Origin of the sequence: Anabaena sp. WFMT (assembly GCF_051781005.1) — a bacterium.
GTDB lineage: Bacteria > Cyanobacteriota > Cyanobacteriia > Cyanobacteriales > Nostocaceae > Anabaena.
The window spans coordinates 355,054-373,457 of record NZ_JBPWOA010000017.1 but is presented as its reverse complement, the minus strand read 5'-3'; the positions used below and the strand labels follow the sequence as shown (position 1 = coordinate 373,457).

Here is an 18,404-nt window from a genome sequence, read left to right as displayed (position 1 = left end):
TTGGATGAGAAGATTACTAATATTAACATTAGTTACTATGTCATTGTGGACAAGTATTTTGATTTTACCTGCTAATGCAGTAGATACCACAAATGGCACAGAAATCTTTAGCGTGCATTGTGCAGGTTGTCATATTAATGGTGGTAACATTATTAGAAGGGGAAAAAACCTAAAAAAGAATGCACTTAAGAAATATGGTATGGATTCCTTAGAGGCGATTACAAATATCGTCACTAATGGTAAAAATAATATGTCAGCCTACAAAGACCGTTTGACAACCGAAGAAATTCAAAACGTTGCAGCTTATGTTTTGGAACAAGCAGAAAAAGATTGGAAATAACAATACCAAAAATATGACTTTATCTCAAGAAAGCTATTTGCAATTTACCCCTGATTTAAAGATTTGCCGAATTTTAAATGGAATGTGGCAAGTTTCTGGTGGACATGGACGCATTAACCCCAAAACTGCTATTGAGTCGATGTTTCAATATGTCGATGCTGGTTTTACAACTTGGGATTTAGCAGACCATTATGGACCAGCAGAAGATTTAATTGGTGAATTTCGTCGTCAATTAATTGCGACTCGTGGTGAAGAAGCTGTAAATAATATTCAAGCTTTTACAAAATGGGTTCCTCGTGCTGGGAAGATGACAAAAAAACTTGTCGAGGAAAATATTGATATCTCCTTGAGAAGAATGGATGTGAAATCATTAGATTTAATGCAGTTCCATTGGTGGGAATATGGAGACTCTAATTATTTAGATGCTCTCAAATATATGGCAGAATTGCAAACTGAAGGTAAAATCAAACATTTAGCTTTAACTAATTTTGATACGGAACATTTGCAAATTATTACCGAAGCAGGAATCAAAATTGTTTCTAATCAAGTGCAGTTTTCTATTATTGACAGAAGACCACAAGTAAATATAGTTAAATTCTGTCAAGATAATAACATTAAAATATTTGCTTATGGTAGTGTTTGCGGTGGTTTGTTATCAGAAAAATATTTGAATAAATCAGAACCAAAAAGCTTAGAAATCAACACCACTAGCTTGAGAAAATACAAACAAATGATTGTTAACTGGGGTAATTGGAGATTATTTCAAGAGTTACTTTCTACCCTAAAAAAAATAGCTGATAAACATCAAGTTAGTATTGCCAATGTGGCTGTGAATTACATTTTAAATCAGCCAGCAGTGGGAGGTGTAATAGTTGGTGCAAGATTAGGAATTTCTGAACATTTAGAAGATAATGCTAAGGTGTTTAGTTTTAATTTAGATGCTGAGGATATAGCGAAAATAGATGCAGTTTCTCAACAATCAAAAGATTTGTATAAATTAATTGGTGATTGTGGGGATGAATATAGACGGTAGTTAATTATAGAGTAGATATAGCCATTTATTTTCTATATCCTCTCTTTTTGAACAGAGATATCAAAATGATGCGTTAATATTCACCATAAACGCTTTATGGGATAAGCATCAAATTTGTTGTCAACACTTATTATGGGTATATTTTCCACTATTGCTTGTGCAATCAGTATCCTATCAAACGGATCACGATGATGTAAAAGAAGTTGGGCAACAACTGAAATATGTTTTTGCTCAATTGTCTTGATGATAATACCATTGTCAATTATTTGGTGTTCAACAAAATCATCAAAACCTAGTGCTAATTTGAGTTTACTTATGCTATGTTTGATTGCTATTTCCCAAATACTGGCAATACTCAACAAATTATCATTATTTTCAATTTGTAATCTCAAATTGGGGTTGATTCTTGGATCACCCATAGTAAACCACAAGAGAGTATGAGTATCAAGTAATTGCTTACATATAATCCTTAAACTATTCAAGAGGTTCATCAAAATCATCGGATATTGTTACCATTCCCTTCGCACTACCAAATTTAGGACGAATTTTAACTGGTAATACAGGTGTTAACTTTACAGCAGATTGATTATCTTTCATGATAATAATTTCCTCACCATTAAGTGCTGCTTTAATTAGGTCGAATAAATGTTGAGATGCTTCAACCATAGTAATTTGCTGCATAATTATCACCTTAGAATCAATAAAATAAAATTTAGGTGATTTCTAGTATACTTCATATTCCCAAATAGCATCAAAATGCGAACCAATTTGTAGGGTGGGTTAGTGACAGCGTAACCCACCATTTTGCTGAATTGCTGTTTTTATGTTTTCAATTACTTGCTCAATATTACTCTAATTGGCTATCGTCAATTTCTTCAGATTCATATGAATAATTGAACATGAAGACAAACTTACTTTTAGGCAAAACTAATGTTGGAAGATAGAACGGTAGACCTTCCCAATAATCTTCCTTTCTACCTTCTTCCAAAATAACAATAAGTGTTGGAACATCTGGATAGTGTTTTTTCGCCTTATTTACCCAATCAGGGCTAGTAAAACCAGAAGTTCCTCGCCATGTACCTGACCCATCTTTTGCTGGTCTATTAACTAATCTCAATCCCTTGCCTTTTGTATCTTTTCCTCGACGAACATTTAACCGTCCCTGCTGAATACCTGCCATATTCTTCATTGCCTTAAGTACCTCTTGAACTCGTTTATCTTCCCAGGGATAATTACCAGATGGGCGACTGGGCATATGTGAAAGGATTTGTATTAGAAGGTCAATATCTACTTCATGCAGCGTATCATCATCAGTATAAGGTTCTAAAAGCTTGGTTAAAATTTCTGTATGCTTTTTAATTTCTAAAGCTTTCCAAAGTGGATCAGGGGGGAAAATAGCTTTTCCTGGAGTAAACGCATTAATGGCTGCTGGATTTAAAACATTAGAACGGGTAGGTTTGAGTTTTGAACCCACCCATACTGGTGTTATCTTCATATTGTTAGGATCGTCACCAATCGCTTGACGCATACCCTCATCGGCTTCATGAATTGCTCGGAAATCTTCTAAAATATGTTGAGGAATGAAAAGGCGAGTAACATCTAATAATTCTTGACGATAACCAAACATTCTTGCGTGTTGATGTACTGTATCCATAGTTTTTTGCTTCGCATCACGTCCATAATAAGTAATCATTAATCCCTCAATAGTTACACCACGTCCTAGTCGATTACCTCCAATGAGAATATTCATACCAGTATTGTACTTTGGTTCTTTATCAGGATTGCTGGCATCAATAACTTTTGGGATTGCATTTCTCAGTTTATGCTCTAATTTCGTTACCAAATCATTTAATGGTGGTAGAGTAGCTGTAGAGCTTAATTCCTCATACGCTTCACTTAGCCATTTTAGAGCTTGTTCTCTTTTAGCTACAGATATTTTTCCTCTAATAGCCTTATCAAGTTCTATAACAAAACTGCGTATAACTTTTTCTAAAGTGCTATGAGTGATACGCTTATGGTCTATATGGGCTAGAAAAGAGTATTTCGCATCTGGATCATTTGCAGTTTCTATTTTATATATTGAACCTAAGAAGAAACAGCAGAGAGCTAATCTAAGTCCAGGAGGAATATCCCAATTATTCCCAGGATTTATCTTTCCACCTTGTTTTTTTAGTTGATCTAGTTCTTTTAGATCAACTTTTGTACAGCAGTATTTACTATCATCTGCAAAAAATAAATCTCCTCCAATGTAATTATTTCCAGGTTGAGGGAGAGCAGCACAGAAAACTGGTTTACAAGGTTCATCCAGACTTTGTAGTAATAAGCTTTGAGGAGTTGCAGTAATCTGGAGATAGATATGATTAGCTACTTCCTTCCTAATTTTGCCTATTTTCTCAAAAACTGCACTATCTGGAACTACATCTTTTCCTTTTTTAGCTTGTTTAGCCTCGTTGGTATTTGGACTAGCATTATCAGCTTCATCATCAAATATAAGAGTAGCTACACTACTAGCACGAGAAGATTTAAGAACTGTCAACAAATTATCTAAATGACGTACATTTTTTGTAGATACTAAAACAACACCAGTATCGTTGATATATTCAAGTACCTGATTTTTTCCAAAATCTTCTGGATCACTTCTCCAATCTTCCCAATTAAAAACAACAGGACCACCGTCATCAAGTTGATTGGCAAAACGATAAGCAGTTTGTTTACCCAGCCAAGTATTATCTGAAGTCAACACAATAAAGCAACGAAAATGATTAGCCTGAGCTAATGCCAATGTAGCAATGGTAGTATTAGTTTTACCGCTTTGAACTTTGCCATAGATTAATCCGGTAGTACCATCCGCTATTTTGCCCTTATGAGACTTACTCACAATACCTGTACCTGTAGCACCAACATCACCAAAACCGAAAATTTTGGAGTAGACATCAACACAATTCTGGACCACTTCAACAGCAGTTTGTTTTAATTGTTCTCCTGCTATATCGCCAATTTTATTTTTAACTCTCTCAATAAACTTATCTATACAATATCCATCGGTTGCAATATCTATCTTACTCATTGGTTTAATCCTATTTGGAAAAAAGTACACGAGGCCAGTCATTTTGAGGGACTGTTTGTTCCATTTTCTGTCTACCGGGTCCACTGACATGATAACTACCATGTGGTTTGCGAGAGACAGATATATGCTGACCAGCAATATCTGTCTCTGTGTCCAATACACTCCAAAGGCGTTTTTGGGGTATGCAGCAGATACCATCTTTATGACAGATGAGGGCTAGAAAAAGTGAAATCTCATCATATTTATTGGGTAGAATATTTAATGCTGATTCTTCTTGACTGCTTAAGGTGAAAGACCATGCAGATTTCGGTTTCTTAGAAACTTTAAAAAGAATGGCTGACTTACTGCTTTCAGTATCAACCACATAAATTGATGGATGTATCCAGGATGCGTGAGTGATTGTTATCTGTTCTCCATGATCAATAAGTCGTAAAAATGCAGCACCATGAAGGAATTCCTGATCATTGATCATTATCATATCTAGTCATAGTAAAAAATTTCCCCCTCTAGCGTCATATTAACGCAAAAATACTGAGATTTAGACATTTGCTGGCGTTACAGTATATTAAAAAATACTCAATTATCAAAAATGATTGCTAAGAATACTATTCCCACAGGCTATTTACGCAAAGTTCATCATATCGCTTTAAATGTCCGTGATATGCAAGCTTCCCGCCATTTTTATGGTCATATTTTGGGTTTACATGAACTAACTGGAGAGGAAGTACCTGCAACTTTAATAGAACTTGTAAATGCTGGTAAAGTTGCGAATTTTGTCACTCCCGACGGGACGATTATTGATTTATTTGGAGAACCGGAATTATCACCACCAGATTCTGACCCAGAAAAGGCTTTTACTAGAGCATATCATTTGGCGTTTGATATAAATCCAGAATTATTTGATCAAGCTGTGGCCGTTATCAGGGAAAATAATTTAGTTATTGCACACGGACCAGTTATCCGTCCTACAGGTAGAGGTGTGTACTTTTATGACCCTGATGGGTTTATGATTGAAATTCGTTGTGATCCTCATTAAATGCGAGAATGGAAAAAATATTAAAGGTCATTGAAGACGTAATTACTAACCCACCAATTCCCCACGAACCCTATAAGCAATCATTGAAAAATTGGGCTATGTATTGCTTACGTGATAGAGGTTTTATTGTTGTTTATGCCCAAAAAGCTGATTTTGCTGTGGAATTTAAAAGCGGAGAAAAGTTTTATTTTAAAGTTTCAAACACTGCTGATGATTTAGATAATAAATTTAATTGGATTGTTTGGGATGGTGTTGCTAAAAAAGTTAGTTTGATTAAGCAAGTGTAATTAGATTTGGGGATGATAAATTGTCATTTAATCTCCAGCAATATGATCAAAAGAGGGCGGGGTCTCCCCGCCCCTACGGTTTTCTAAATTAATTTCCTTCTCGTAATTTATCCAAAACACTGCGATCTTCTAAGGTTGAAGTGTCTCCCGATACCTCTTCACCCGCAGCCAGATTTCGCAACAAACGCCGCATAATTTTACCCGATCGCGTTTTTGGTAAAGCGTCAGTAAACCTGATTTCACTTGGACGGGCGATCGCACCAATTTCGTTCACAACGTGCTTCTTCAGTTCCTTACTCAACTCTTCGCTGGCTTGATAAGTCCCCTCTAAGGTCACAAAAGCCACTACTTCCTCACCCTTCAAATCATCCGGTTTACCCACCACCGCAGCTTCTGCAACCGCAGGATGAGACACTAACGCAGACTCTACTTCCATTGTCCCCAGGCGGTGTCCTGATACATTCAGCACATCATCAACACGTCCCATGACCCAGAAATAACCGTCCTCATCTTTTCTCGCACCATCACCAGCAAAGTACGTATAATTACCATCTTTGGGAGGAATATGTTCCCAATAAGTCCGACGGAAACGGTCTGGATCACCGTAGACATTCCGCATCATTCCCGGCCACGGATGCCGAACAGCTAAATAACCACCTTCATTTTCAGGGACAGTATTACCTTCTAAATCAACAACATCGGCAATAATTCCAGGAAAAGGACGAGTTGCAGAACCGGGTTTAGTGGGAATTGCACCAGGTAGAGGTGTAATCATTATACCACCTGTTTCCGTTTGCCACCAAGTATCAACTATCGGACAACGTTCACCACCAATGATTTTGTGATACCACATCCAAGCTTCTGGGTTAATTGGTTCACCAACGGTTCCCAGTAAACGCAAGGAAGACAGATTCCGCGCATTGGGTAAATGTTCACCCATTTTAATAAATGCCCGAATTGCTGTCGGTGCTGTATAAAATGTGGTTACGCCGTATTTTTCAATGACATCCCAGAAGCAACCAGGATTAGACGCACGGGGCGCACCTTCATACATGACAGTGGTTGCACCGTTGGAAAGGGGTCCATAGACAATATAGCTATGTCCAGTAATCCAACCTACATCAGCGGTACACCAATATACATCTGTGTCTTGGAGGTCGAAAATCCATTTGGTGGTGATATGGGTGTATAAGTTGTATCCCCCCGTTGTATGCACAACCCCTTTCGGTTTGCCGGTACTTCCAGAAGTGTAGAGAACAAACAGCATATCTTCGCTGTCCATTGGTTCAGCGGGACAATCAGCGGAAACACCTTTTTGTAAATCATGCCACCAGTGGTCGCGCCCTGCTTCCATATGTGTTTTTTGGCCTGTGCGCTTTACCACTAGCACATCTGTCACACTGGGAACAACGCCATTATCTAAGGCTTTGTCTACTTGTTCTTTGAGGGGAACGATCGCATCTTTACGCCAACCACCATCGGCTGTGATGACTAGTTTAGCTTCAGCATCATTCAAGCGATCGCGCAAAGCTTCGGCACTAAAACCCCCAAAAACCACGCTGTGGGGTGCGCCAATTCTGGCACAGGCTAACATGGCTATAGCCGCTTCTGGTATCATGGGCATATAGATACCGATGCGATCGCCTTTTTTCACCCCTAACTGCTTCAAGACATTGGCAAATTGACAAACTTCCCGATGTAATTGAGCATAAGTAAGAGTACGGGAATCTCCCGGTTCTCCTTCCCAAATCAACGCCGCTTTATTTTTCCGCCAAGTAGTGAGATGTCTGTCAAGACAGTTGTAAGAAATATTAATCTTACCGTCAACAAACCACTTCGCAAAAGGAGGTTGCCAATCTAGTACGTTGTTCCATTTTTGGAACCAATGTAACTCGGTTTCTGCCAATTCTGCCCAAAATTGCTGAGGATCAGCTTTAGCTCTATCATATAGACGTTCATAATCTTCTAAACTTTTGATATTCGCTTGTTGCGAAAAATCACTTGGAGGATGAAATAGACGCTTCTCTTGTAAAATGGATTCTATAGTCGGTTGAGACATAATGATGTATGCAAAGAATATTGTGACTAAAAACTATTTTTAGCGCAGTTGTGCCAGTCAGTGTTTAGCTTTTCGTTAAGCTGGTTGGCAATCTCCAGATTACACCAATCTCAACTAACCATAACGTGCAACAGCAGATTAAACCTCAAGGAAATATTAAGTGTGATTTCGCAAATGAAAAATTACACTTCTTGTACCTTCCTAAAAGGTAAAATAACAGTGTATCCTTGAATTAATAGGTATTTTACACCAATTAACTTGGTGAGAAAACAGGTTTTTACATCTTCAAAGTTTGTTAATTAAAATACTGTGGAAAAAATAAATTGCTGATGGAATCTCTTTTTAAAACTAGATTTTAACACTAAACCATGTTTTGGATACTGCTCATAAAAGGTATAAAATTTTAACAAAATTGTTAGTCACTGAAGAGTAGGGCGTAGTTTGCAAGCAAAAGAAATTAAGGAGAAACTAAAGTCACTGATCGATAAAGCCTCAACGATAGATCCTCAGTTAGCAAAAAGGCTAAATGAGATTAATCGTTGGGTGAAATTTATTCGGCCTGGTTCCCTGACGGCTAAACCATTTGTACTTGCCTTCCTCCTAGAGGTAATTACGGACTCTACAATTTGGCTGATCATTCAATCATTACCTTCTGAAGCAGCACGAGAAGCAAAATTTGATCAAATGACACCAAATGAGAGATATTGGTATAGTTATCTCTTTCCTAGATGGATAAACTCAACAGATGCCAAATTTTATATTTGGAAGAAAAAAATAATGGCAGGAGAGTTTAATCAGTTGGATGGTGATATTATTAAATTAATAGCTCAAGATGTTGTCCGTCGTGAAGGTAGTTTTTGGCAGCGCTATATTGCCGACCTTTCTATGGCAACAGATTTAATTATTAGTAATCATCAACAAAAACCACTTTGTATTCAAGTTACCAGTGTTAGTGAAGAGTTTCATGGACGAAAGTATGAGAAGTGGCAAAATGCACTGCAATTGTGGGAAATAGAAAGAGGATTGTTCTTAAGTTACAATCCCGGTTCAAATGATTTTATCAATCAGTTAGTCAATGTGGCACTGTATAACAGTGATCATCTTGCTGAAGGGAAGTATGTCAATTTTTCCTGATGTCGATTTTTTGATGTCGAATATCTGAGTCCTAGCCCTACATTGTTTACCTGCTTACAACAGCATTTATGGTTAACCAACAAGAAATGAACAGCATTACTCAAGTAGATGAATTTGCTGAAATTTTAGCAGCAGCCCGCAGAATGCAGCAAGACTGGCTAGAAAACGGGCTAAATTTTGTTCATCTTTATGTTGAAGATGTAGATGGAGATTGGCTAGAAACTTGGGGAGATGATGAAATCTCTAATTCTTTATTTGATGCTATTAAAGAATTTTTAGTTAGTGATGATGATGTAGCTGTGAAAATTAGGTATTATTTGAGAGATGAATCACTGTTTGATTTAGCTGTAAATTTAGAAGAATCTTTGAGGATTTATAGAGGAGATGAAAAATTATGTGCTGTGCGGGATATTTTAATTAGTAATGGTGATATTTGTCATCAAGAATTATTCGATTTAGCAAATAATCTAGTTGATAGATTTTCGTAAATCGGGAAATTAAATATTTAGTCAAATTTATTCGTTAAAAAATGAGCATTACTCAAAGTAGGTAATGCTTAAATCTTTCTTGATCTAGTGATCATAAAATTTGTGAAATTACCCCTCTCCCAAGGTCATGCAAGAGGGTTAAGCACTAAGGAACAAGAACAGTTCTTAGTTCTTGTACGTGTTGTTTATAGACAAACCAGGTGGGATTATTGTCTGTATCCTGTTGACATGGGAGTGGTTGTTCAAATGTAACTTCCCAATAATCACTCAATTTCTCAGTGTTATCTTGAGGACGTGCTGGTGCATTCTGAATTTGTCTTCTGATGGCAGAAACAAAAAATTTCGTACCTTGTCTAACTGAGCATTTTTCTTCATTACTGGTTATATCTTTCGATTGTTTATACCAGTTTTCTCGCCGCTTAAAAGTAGTACTGAAATTAGGTTTAACCCTTAAAATGCGGTCTACAGAAGTAGTTTGAGAAGATACAGTATCGGTATTCATTATGCCCAAAATACCACATACCACCGTCAGAGATAAGAGTAATTGCTGAGGACGTAATCTAATGTTACTAATTTTCATCTTGTTTTTCTTTAGTGTTTAGTTTTACCTTAGATGTTAATAACACCATTTTTGCATAAATGCTGTTTGTAGTTAAGTACCCATGCAATATCAATAAATCATTTTCTGTGTAAAAGTTTATTTTAATTGTCCTAAGTATTTGTATATCTGCCAGCTTGTCAGGATTGCCAATACCGCAAATATACTGGTATGATAACATTCTTTAGGGTTTATTCCCAAAAAGGGTCGTCATTAAATGCGCTAACTACACGTTAAACTGGACTAAAGTAGCAATTTCTTGCACTCTTGATCATAAAAATATCTAAATCCTCTTAATTGAGATTTTCACTGTCTGAGAAATTGGAATGCTAGACCAAATTTTTAATTACTTAAACTTACATTTCAGCATAGAAGCCTCTATAGTCCTCTTAATCTTGGTGTTTTTAGAGGCTGTGCTATCGGCGGATAATGCGATCGCACTGGCTGCGATCGCACAAGGACTAGAAGACAAAAAGCTGGAAAATCAGGCGCTAAACATAGGTTTAGTATTTGCCTATGTGCTACGAATTACCCTACTACTCACTGCCACTTGGGTACAAAAATTCTGGCAATTTGAACTATTGGGAGCTGCTTACTTACTGTGGCTAGTATTCCAACACTTTACATCACAGGAAGATGAGGACAATCACCATCACGGACCACGCTTTAAATCTCTGTGGCAAGCTATACCCGTGATTGCTTTTACCGATTTGGCGTTTTCCTTGGATAGTGTGACAACAGCGATCGCAGTTTCTCAAGAATGGTGGTTGATCATCACAGGAACCACAATCGGTATTGTTGCACTCCGATTCATGGCTGGGTTATTTATTCGCTGGTTAGATGAATATGAAAATTTAGAGGATGCCGGCTATATCACCGTAGCATTTGTGGGTTTACGTCTGTTGTTGAGAGTCATCAACGATAATTTAGTGCCACCCCAATGGATCATGATTAGTGCGATCGCTATCATCTTAGCCTGGGGATTTTCCAAACGCACCATCATTGAATTAGTCCCAGAAGAACCAGAAAAAAGCGAAGTATCGAAATAGTCAGGAGTCAGGAGTCAGGAGTCAGGAGTCAGGAGTTAGGAGTTAGGAGTCAGCCCTTCGGCTTCGCTCAGGGCAAGGAGTTCAGGAGTCAGAAGAAATATCAATATTCCTCCCCTGCACCCCTGCTCCCTTTCCTCTTCCCCAGTACTTAATTACTCATGTAACCAAGGTGTTGAGTGTGGTTGCCAAGTTACTAATTCTTCATCCTTAAACCAGAGTGCAATTTCCTTTTGTGCAGTTTCTGGAGCATCAGAACCGTGGATCAAATTGCGGCCAACATTAATGCCAAAATCGCCGCGAATCGTTCCTGGTTCTGAGTTTAAGGGATTAGTTGCACCAATGATTTTTCTGGCAGAAGCGATAACGCCATCACCTTCCCAGACCATCGCCACAACAGGCCCGGAAGTGATAAATTCAACTAAACCTGGAAAAAATGGTCTTTCCCGGTGAACATCATAGTGTTGTTCAGCTAATTCCCGGCTGACTTTCTGGAACTTCAAGCCAACGAGGGTAAAGCCTTTAGTTTCAAAGCGACGGATAATTTCACCCACTAGTCCGCGCTGGACTCCATCAGGCTTAATTGCTAAAAATGTGCGTTCCAAAGCTATCTCCCAAAACTTAATAAAGCTTTTATGCGTTAATTGTCAGTCGTCTTTGATTTTTTGTCCAGTAGTCCCAGAAGATTATCTGGGGATTGAGGATTGGGGAGGAGAATGTATTAACTCCTGACTCCTGCCTCCTGACTCCTGACTCCTGCCTCCTGCCTCCTGAACTACCAACCAAAAAATATTACTGGGTACATATCGCTTCCCTGCCTAATTTGTTAAATTGTTATCTCGTGGGCGAAAAATAGAGGTCAGGAATCAATGGGTGTCGAGTCAACCGCTGATGAGATTATCAAAATGCCTGCCAACGGGCATAAATCTGAATTGAAAAACCACAAACACAAGAAGCTGCTACCACCTATTACCACGACAAGCGATTTACCTCGTACTTGGAAAATTGAGGACAGCGAAGACCTTTATCGAATTGAAGGTTGGGGAAAGCCTTATTTTTCCATTAATGCGGCTGGACACGTTACAGTTTCCCCCAAGGGCGATCGCGGTGGTTCGCTAGATTTGTTTGAATTAGTTAATTCATTAAAGCAACGTAATTTGGGGCTGCCCATGTTAATTCGCTTTTCCGATATTTTGGAAGATCGAATTGAACGGTTAAATGCTTGTTTTGCTAAAGCGATCGCTCGTTATAACTATAACGGTGTTTATCGTGGTGTGTTTCCCGTCAAATGTAACCAGGAAAGGCACTTAATTGAAGATTTGGTACGTTTTGGCAAACCCCATCAATTCGGTCTAGAAGCGGGTTCTAAGCCAGAATTAATGATTGCTCTGGCTGTACTGGATACACCAGGATCATTGTTAATTTGCAATGGCTACAAAGACCGAGAATACATTGAAACGGCAATGTTATCCCAAAGGCTGGGACAAACACCAATTATCGTCATAGAACAGATTGAAGAAGTTGATTTGGTAATTGCTGCTAACAAGCAATTGGGAATTAAGCCAATTTTGGGAGTACGAGCTAAGTTAAGCACCCAAGGCATGGGACGTTGGGGAACATCCACAGGCGATCGCGCTAAATTTGGGTTAACTATTCCCGAAATTATGGAAGCAGTTGACAAGTTACGGGAAGCTGAGTTACTCGATTCTTTACAGTTGCTGCACTTCCATATCGGTTCACAAATCTCCGCCATCAATGTCATTAAAGATGCCATCCAAGAAGCCAGTCGCATTTATGTAGAATTGGCGATGTTAGGTGCAGATATGAAATATCTAGATGTTGGTGGTGGCTTGGGTGTCGATTACGATGGCTCTCAAACCAACTTCTACGCCTCCAAAAACTACAATATGCAAAACTATGCAAATGATATTGTAGCCGAATTAAAAGATACCTGTTCTGAAAGTAAAATACCCGTACCTACACTGATTAGTGAAAGTGGAAGAGCGATCGCATCCCATCAATCAGTCCTCATCTTTGACGTTCTCAGTACCAGTGATGTCCCCCTCGAACTTCCAGATCCCCCACAAGAGGGAGAATCACCAATTATTAATTACCTTTGGGAAACCTACCAATCCATCAACCAAGAAAACTATCAGGAGTTTTACCACGACGCTGCTCAATTTAAAGAGGAAGCCATCAGCCGCTTTAACTTAGGAATTTTGCGCCTGAAAGAACGTGCTAAAGCCGAGCGTCTCTACTGGGCTTGTTGTCAAAAAATTCTGGAGATTACCAGACAGCAGGAATACGTACCTGATGAATTGGAAGACCTAGAGAAAATCATGGCTTCCATCTACTACATCAATCTTTCCGTATTTCAATCAGCACCCGATTGTTGGGCAATTGATCAACTATTTCCCATCATGCCCATACATCAACTAGATCAAGAACCCACACAACGGGGAATTTTAGCAGACCTCACCTGTGATAGTGATGGTAAAATTGACCGCTTTATTGACCTGCGCGATGTCAAATCAGTTTTAGAATTGCATAAATTCAAACCTGAACAACCCTATTATTTGGGAATGTTCCTGAATGGAGCGTACCAAGAAATTATGGGCAACTTACATAATCTTTTTGGTGACACTAACGCCGTTCATATCCAATTAACACCCAAAGGCTACCAAATTGAACACGTTGTCAAGGGTGATACCATGAGTGAAGTAGTTAGCTACGTACAGTACGACTCTGAGGATATGGTGGAAAACATCCGCCAGCGTTGTGAAAAAGCCTTAGAAGAAAATCGTATTACCCTAGCTGAGTCTCAGCGACTACTACAAACTTACGAGCAAAGTCTCAGAAGATACACTTACTTGAACAGTTAGGACTGGGGACTGGGGGATTGGGGACTGGGAAGAAGTTATAGATAATTCCCCCTGCTCCCTGCTCCCTGCTCCCTGCTCCCTGCTCCCTGCCCCTAATTGATATTTGTTCCCAACAATTCTGCGATCGCTTGGTGTTCCAAAGGAGTTTCCGCAGGTGGGGTTTGACGAGCATCCGTAATTAGCCAGTCTAAAGCAGCCGCTTGCACATCAATCGCCGCCCCAGTCTTATCTACACAATAACGTCCAAACACCAGCTTATCTACCAAACGCACTCCTGGAGCTAAACGCGACCATTCAAAAATCACGCTGTTGTCTACAGTTGCACCGCTACAAATCCAACAATTCGGGCCAATCATCGCTGGGCCAACAATCTTCGCTCCATCTTCAATTCTGGTCATACCGCCAATGTAAACTGGCCCTGTAATATCTACCTTATCCCAATTTACCGCTACATTTAAGCCAGTGTATATACCCGGTGCTACTTCATGACCAGGAATTTGCACATTTTTAATTTCTCCTAGCAACACACCGCGAATAGCCCGCCAATAATCTGGGACTTTTCCAATATCTACCCATTCAAAATCCATTGGGATAGCATAGAAAGGCGCATTAATTTTCACCAATTTGGGAAACAAATCGCCACCAATGTCATACTCTACCCCAGAAGGAATATAGTCAAACACCTCTGGCTCAAAAATGTAAATACCTGTATTGATATTAGTGCTAAGAGCTTCTTCAGTCGAAGGTTTTTCTTGGAAAGCTTTAATGCGATTATCCTCATCAGTAACCACTACCCCATAGCTAGAAACCTCTTCCTGTGGAACAGATTTAGTAATGATCGTCGCAATTGACCCCTTAGATTTATGCCATTTCACCGCCGCAGTTAAATCTAAGTCAATTAAAGCATCACCGCACAATACCACAAAAGTATCATCAAAAAATGGCGAGAAGTCTTGGATACGGCGCATCCCCCCAGCAGAACCAATTGCTTCCCCTACTAATTTACCGTCATCATCAATTTTGCCTTCAAAGGAATAGGCAATCTGCACCCCAAACCGTTGACCATCACGGAAATAATTTTCTATTTCCTCAGCTAAGTGGCTGACATTGACCATAATCTCGTCAAATCCGTGCTGACGCAGCAGTTCTAGCAAAAATTCCATCACTGGTTTTTGCAGGATAGGAATCATCGGCTTGGGAATTGTATAAGTAATCGGACGGACACGAGTACCCTTACCCGCTGCGAGAATCATTGCTTTCATAAGATTTTATTCCTCAACCACAGGCCAGTTTACGTTCATCGAGAGCTTCTTGATCATAGTTTTTATTCTGTCCTCAGCTAAGGGTATCGCTAGATGATTATCAGTCAGTTATCTTTTAAATTTACCGAAAAAGTGGGTTTAAAGCCCCGTCCCTTCGGCAAGCTCAGGATAAGCCTTCTAGGACGGCTTTTTGATAAAATAGTGGAAACAGGCAGGGCATTGTCTGTTGGGCGAGATAGTGTAAGACGGTATGAAACTGCAACTGTTGTTTGAAAGAAAGAATCTCCGTACTTTTAGGACGGGGAGTATGTCAATAGGATTCTGGGTTTTGCTGAAGCAAAAATTTACTTAATCGAGTCGGAACTGTTGGCTAAACTAGGTAAACGTATTTTTATCTCCTGGTAAAATTCTTCTTGAAATAGCTCTACCTTAGATTGAGCAGACAGCAGTAGTAAAGCCCAAAAAACGCTCACTAAGTTACCATGTTCCGACTCATGGGACTCTCCAGGCTTATTTGGTTGCTTTGTTTGTGTCCACAACTGTACTAGTTGTTCTAAATTCAAACATTGTTCCTCTAAATTTAGGTCTTTGGTTGAAAGATGCAACACCTGTTCTAGTTCTGAAGCTACTTCTGTCAGATTTTCTTGGTGAGCTAATTCTAGTGCTTCCCGCATAGTTTGCATACTAGGCTGACGCTTAGGACGATGAGGCTTGTTGGCCTTATCTACCCGTTTTAGCTGGTTAGCCATAATCTGCAATTGCTCAATTAACTCTTGCAGCGTCACACGACGTTTGGGTGGTGGCATTGCGGCTGGACGACGACGCAACTGGCGTTCTAATTGCAAACGCTGAATGGGATACAACTCACCATCTTCACCATCTAAAAGTGAATCATCTGACACATTATCTACGAGATTATCTACTGTTGACAATTGCACCAAAGTATTAGCTTTGAATAATACAAGCATTGATGCTGATAAAAAAGCTTGCCCAGATTGAGACAAGTCAGCCTCATAACCTCTTGCTGTTGACTCTGGTGCCATTAACTCCAAGTAGCGGTCTATTACCTCAATTACCTGCACATCCCAAGGATCAATTTCCCCCTGTTCAGCTTGGTGGATTAAATGTGTAATTGTTTCTAATAGCTCGGCAGCATCCATCAATTTTAGATTTTAGATTTTAGATTTTAGATTTGTCTTGTCCTTTAAAGACAAGGTTTGTATTGATACAACTTAAAACTACGAATTACGAATTACTTTAATGGTCTGTATCGGACTGAGAATCATAATTTATTGTAAAATTTGATACAAAATTACTATTTTTACTGTTTTTAATAGCATCGAAAGTGCCTTTGATAGTACCAGCTATTGGCACTGCCACCAGTGTTCCCAACAAACCAGCAATTTCAAATCCCATCAAAATAGATACAAAAATCCAGATGGGATTGAGTCCGATAAATTCGCCCATTAACTTAGGAGCTAAAAGATTATCTTTAATTTGCTGTAATATGGTTGCTACCATTGCCACTGGAAATGCTAACCACGAATTTTGTAATAAAACCAACAATGTTACTAAACCTATACCTAAAGCTGCCCCCACAAAGGGAATCAGCTCGGAAATACCAATAATGATCGCAAATAGCAGAGCAAATGGTACTTTCATAAATAAGAAAATTGGTGTTAGCCCTACTACCATAAACAGTCCCAGCAATAGTTGGCTCAAGAAAAAGTTCTGAAAATTAAGTTGTAAGGATTTGGTTAAAGGGACTCCAATATTAGATGGTAAGAGATTCACCAGACCAGACCAGACGCGATCGCCATATAACAGCATATAAAACGCTAGTACAACCACTAACACTATGTTCAATAATCCTGATAATAGCGTCCCCGCGAATCCCACCGCACCAGAAGCTATCTGTTGCACCAAATTTTGAATATTGGCATTAATTTGATTGGTCACTAAGGTCAAATCAATATTTATACGTCGCTGACGCGCCAATAACTGTAATTTACTTAGGTTATCTTGACTAGAGGCCAACCAATCAGGAAGCTTATTTAAAAGTTGGATTGCTTGGTCAACTACCATTGGTACAAGCGTAACACCCAAAATAATTAACAAAGTTAAAGTCAAAAGTAAAACTATAATCACCGATTGAGTGTGAGTAATTCTAGCCTTCTCAAATAATTTCACCGGATAATTGAGTAAAAACGCCAAAATAGCCGCAATACTCAAGATCGTAATTGGGTGCTGGAAATAGCGAAACAGTACCGACAGTAGCCAAACATTGAGAGCAATAATCGGGCCACTCAAACCGTAAATTAGCAGACTTCTAAGGGAGGTTGAACGGCGCATCTTGAGAAAACTAAAGAAAATTTATCAACTAAACCCGACAGAAGTCCCCCACCATAATTTTTGATAGTGTAGGTAGTTGACTCTGTGTTGCTACTGATCTCCATGATAGATATTTTTCTCCAACAATCCCACAATAGTATCAGCGTAGCTGATGAGAAGGAAGCAAAAACCTATGGATAAAAACATAGCAGACCTACGCAAAGACTACACTTTGCAAGATTTGAATGAAAATCAAATTGACCCTAATCCTTTTATACAATTTAAAACTTGGTTTGATCAGGCAACAGCAGCACAATTACCTGAACCTAATGCAATGACTCTGGCTACCTGTACACCAGATGGTAAACCCTCAGCAAGAATGGTACTACTCAAAGATTTTGACGAACGGGGTTTTGTCTTATTCACTAACTATAACAGTCACAAGGGACAAGAACTAACAGCAAATCCCCATGCGGCTTTGGTTTTCTGGTGGGCTGAACTAGAACGCCAAGTCAGAATTGTAGGAACTGTAGAAAAGATTTCAAAAGAGGAATCTGATGGGTATTTTGAGATACGTCCACCTCATAGTCGCTTAGGTGCTTGGGCTTCTAATCAAAGTGAGGTAATTGCTGGAAGAGAAGTTTTGGAGCGACAATTACAAGAATTCCAGCGCAAATATGAAAATCAAGAAGTTCCCAGACCACCTCATTGGGGAGGATTTCGGGTAATTCCCCAAGAAATTGAATTTTGGCAAGGACGTTCTAGCCGTTTACACGATCGCTTGCTTTATACTCACTTAGACAATGGAAGCTGGAAAATAGAGCGTTTATCACCTTAATTT

The 18,404-nt window shown here is 39.0% G+C and carries 19 protein-coding genes; 9 read left to right on the top strand and 10 right to left on the bottom strand.

All coding sequences use genetic code 11. The features are described from left to right. Window positions 1-4: 4 nt before the first annotated feature. Together petJ and ACSQ6I_RS10500 are read left to right on the top strand one after the other, a co-directional pair. Window positions 5-340, top strand: a complete 336-nt coding sequence (gene petJ, locus ACSQ6I_RS10505; RefSeq protein WP_438890279.1) for a cytochrome c6 PetJ — start codon at window positions 5-7, stop codon at window positions 338-340. 13 nt (window positions 341-353) lie between these two features. Next, window positions 354-1,373 carry an aldo/keto reductase gene (locus ACSQ6I_RS10500; protein WP_438890278.1) on the top strand — a complete coding sequence of 340 codons (1,020 nt, stop codon included), beginning with the start codon at window positions 354-356 and terminating at the stop codon, window positions 1,371-1,373. An 80-nt stretch (window positions 1,374-1,453) separates the two neighbouring features. On the opposite strand, the gene ACSQ6I_RS10495 is transcribed toward ACSQ6I_RS10500, so the two are convergent. The 4 genes from ACSQ6I_RS10495 to ACSQ6I_RS10480 form a co-directional block, all read right to left on the bottom strand. Continuing rightward, window positions 1,454-1,864, bottom strand: coding sequence for a type II toxin-antitoxin system VapC family toxin (locus ACSQ6I_RS10495; protein WP_438890304.1), 411 nt, complete (start codon window positions 1,862-1,864; stop codon window positions 1,454-1,456). Further along, complete coding sequence (locus ACSQ6I_RS10490; RefSeq protein WP_438890277.1) at window positions 1,848-2,054, bottom strand: type II toxin-antitoxin system Phd/YefM family antitoxin; 207 nt, start codon at window positions 2,052-2,054, stop codon at window positions 1,848-1,850. Before ACSQ6I_RS10490 ends, ACSQ6I_RS10495 begins: the two co-directional genes overlap by 17 nt. A gap of 166 nt (window positions 2,055-2,220) precedes the next feature. Then, the gene (locus ACSQ6I_RS10485; protein ID WP_438890276.1) at window positions 2,221-4,440 is read right to left on the bottom strand and encodes a Z1 domain-containing protein; all 2,220 of its coding nucleotides are present in this window, start codon (window positions 4,438-4,440) and stop codon (window positions 2,221-2,223) included. A 10-nt stretch (window positions 4,441-4,450) separates the two neighbouring features. Continuing rightward, complete coding sequence (locus ACSQ6I_RS10480) at window positions 4,451-4,912, bottom strand: hypothetical protein (RefSeq protein WP_438890275.1); 462 nt, start codon at window positions 4,910-4,912, stop codon at window positions 4,451-4,453. Between the two features lie 117 nt (window positions 4,913-5,029). Here ACSQ6I_RS10480 and ACSQ6I_RS10475 point away from each other — a divergent pair, with 117 nt between their 5' ends. Together ACSQ6I_RS10475 and ACSQ6I_RS10470 are read left to right on the top strand one after the other, a co-directional pair. Further along, entirely contained in the window at window positions 5,030-5,476 is a 447-nt protein-coding gene (locus ACSQ6I_RS10475) for a VOC family protein (RefSeq protein WP_438890274.1), read from the top strand. Between the two features lie 8 nt (window positions 5,477-5,484). After that, complete coding sequence (locus ACSQ6I_RS10470; protein WP_438890273.1) at window positions 5,485-5,763, top strand: hypothetical protein; 279 nt, start codon at window positions 5,485-5,487, stop codon at window positions 5,761-5,763. 88 nt (window positions 5,764-5,851) lie between these two features. Here the strand turns inward: ACSQ6I_RS10470 and acs are convergent, their stop codons facing one another. Then, window positions 5,852-7,822: an acetate--CoA ligase gene (gene acs / locus ACSQ6I_RS10465; protein ID WP_438890272.1), complete on the bottom strand. Its 1,971-nt coding sequence runs from the start codon at window positions 7,820-7,822 to the stop codon at window positions 5,852-5,854. Between the two features lie 441 nt (window positions 7,823-8,263). Here acs and ACSQ6I_RS10460 point away from each other — a divergent pair, with 441 nt between their 5' ends. Together ACSQ6I_RS10460 and ACSQ6I_RS10455 are read left to right on the top strand one after the other, a co-directional pair. Next, on the top strand, window positions 8,264-8,956 hold the full coding sequence (locus ACSQ6I_RS10460) for a hypothetical protein (RefSeq protein ID WP_438890271.1): 693 nt from the start codon (window positions 8,264-8,266) through the stop codon (window positions 8,954-8,956). A gap of 68 nt (window positions 8,957-9,024) precedes the next feature. After that, complete coding sequence (locus ACSQ6I_RS10455) at window positions 9,025-9,444, top strand: hypothetical protein (RefSeq protein WP_438890270.1); 420 nt, start codon at window positions 9,025-9,027, stop codon at window positions 9,442-9,444. Window positions 9,445-9,589: 145 nt separating this feature from the next. Here the strand turns inward: ACSQ6I_RS10455 and ACSQ6I_RS10450 are convergent, their stop codons facing one another. Further along, a complete protein-coding gene (locus tag ACSQ6I_RS10450) occupies window positions 9,590-10,024 on the bottom strand; it encodes a hypothetical protein (RefSeq protein WP_438890269.1) in 435 nt (144 codons plus the stop codon). Between the two features lie 344 nt (window positions 10,025-10,368). On the opposite strand from ACSQ6I_RS10450, the gene ACSQ6I_RS10445 reads away from it, so the two are divergent. Beyond that, window positions 10,369-11,091, top strand: a complete 723-nt coding sequence (locus tag ACSQ6I_RS10445) for a TerC family protein (RefSeq protein ID WP_438890268.1) — start codon at window positions 10,369-10,371, stop codon at window positions 11,089-11,091. Window positions 11,092-11,243: 152 nt separating this feature from the next. Here ACSQ6I_RS10445 and ndk read toward each other — a convergent pair whose 3' ends face one another. After that, on the bottom strand, window positions 11,244-11,693 hold the full coding sequence (gene ndk, locus ACSQ6I_RS10440; protein ID WP_015215012.1) for a nucleoside-diphosphate kinase: 450 nt from the start codon (window positions 11,691-11,693) through the stop codon (window positions 11,244-11,246). Between the two features lie 264 nt (window positions 11,694-11,957). Here ndk and speA point away from each other — a divergent pair, with 264 nt between their 5' ends. Beyond that, entirely contained in the window at window positions 11,958-13,970 is a 2,013-nt protein-coding gene (speA, locus tag ACSQ6I_RS10435; RefSeq protein WP_438890267.1) for a biosynthetic arginine decarboxylase, read from the top strand. Window positions 13,971-14,062: 92 nt separating this feature from the next. On the opposite strand, the gene ACSQ6I_RS10430 is transcribed toward speA, so the two are convergent. The 3 genes from ACSQ6I_RS10430 to ACSQ6I_RS10420 form a co-directional block, all read right to left on the bottom strand. After that, window positions 14,063-15,232, bottom strand: coding sequence for a sugar phosphate nucleotidyltransferase (locus tag ACSQ6I_RS10430; RefSeq protein WP_438890266.1), 1,170 nt, complete (start codon window positions 15,230-15,232; stop codon window positions 14,063-14,065). 344 nt (window positions 15,233-15,576) lie between these two features. Beyond that, window positions 15,577-16,392 (bottom strand): segregation/condensation protein A, encoded by an 816-nt coding sequence (locus tag ACSQ6I_RS10425; RefSeq protein ID WP_438890265.1) that lies wholly within the window; start codon window positions 16,390-16,392, stop codon window positions 15,577-15,579. A 97-nt stretch (window positions 16,393-16,489) separates the two neighbouring features. Next, window positions 16,490-17,584 carry an AI-2E family transporter gene (locus ACSQ6I_RS10420; protein WP_438890264.1) on the bottom strand — a complete coding sequence of 365 codons (1,095 nt, stop codon included), beginning with the start codon at window positions 17,582-17,584 and terminating at the stop codon, window positions 16,490-16,492. A gap of 172 nt (window positions 17,585-17,756) precedes the next feature. On the opposite strand from ACSQ6I_RS10420, the gene pdxH reads away from it, so the two are divergent. Next, entirely contained in the window at window positions 17,757-18,401 is a 645-nt protein-coding gene (pdxH, locus tag ACSQ6I_RS10415) for a pyridoxamine 5'-phosphate oxidase (protein ID WP_438890263.1), read from the top strand. Window positions 18,402-18,404 lie beyond the last annotated feature (3 nt).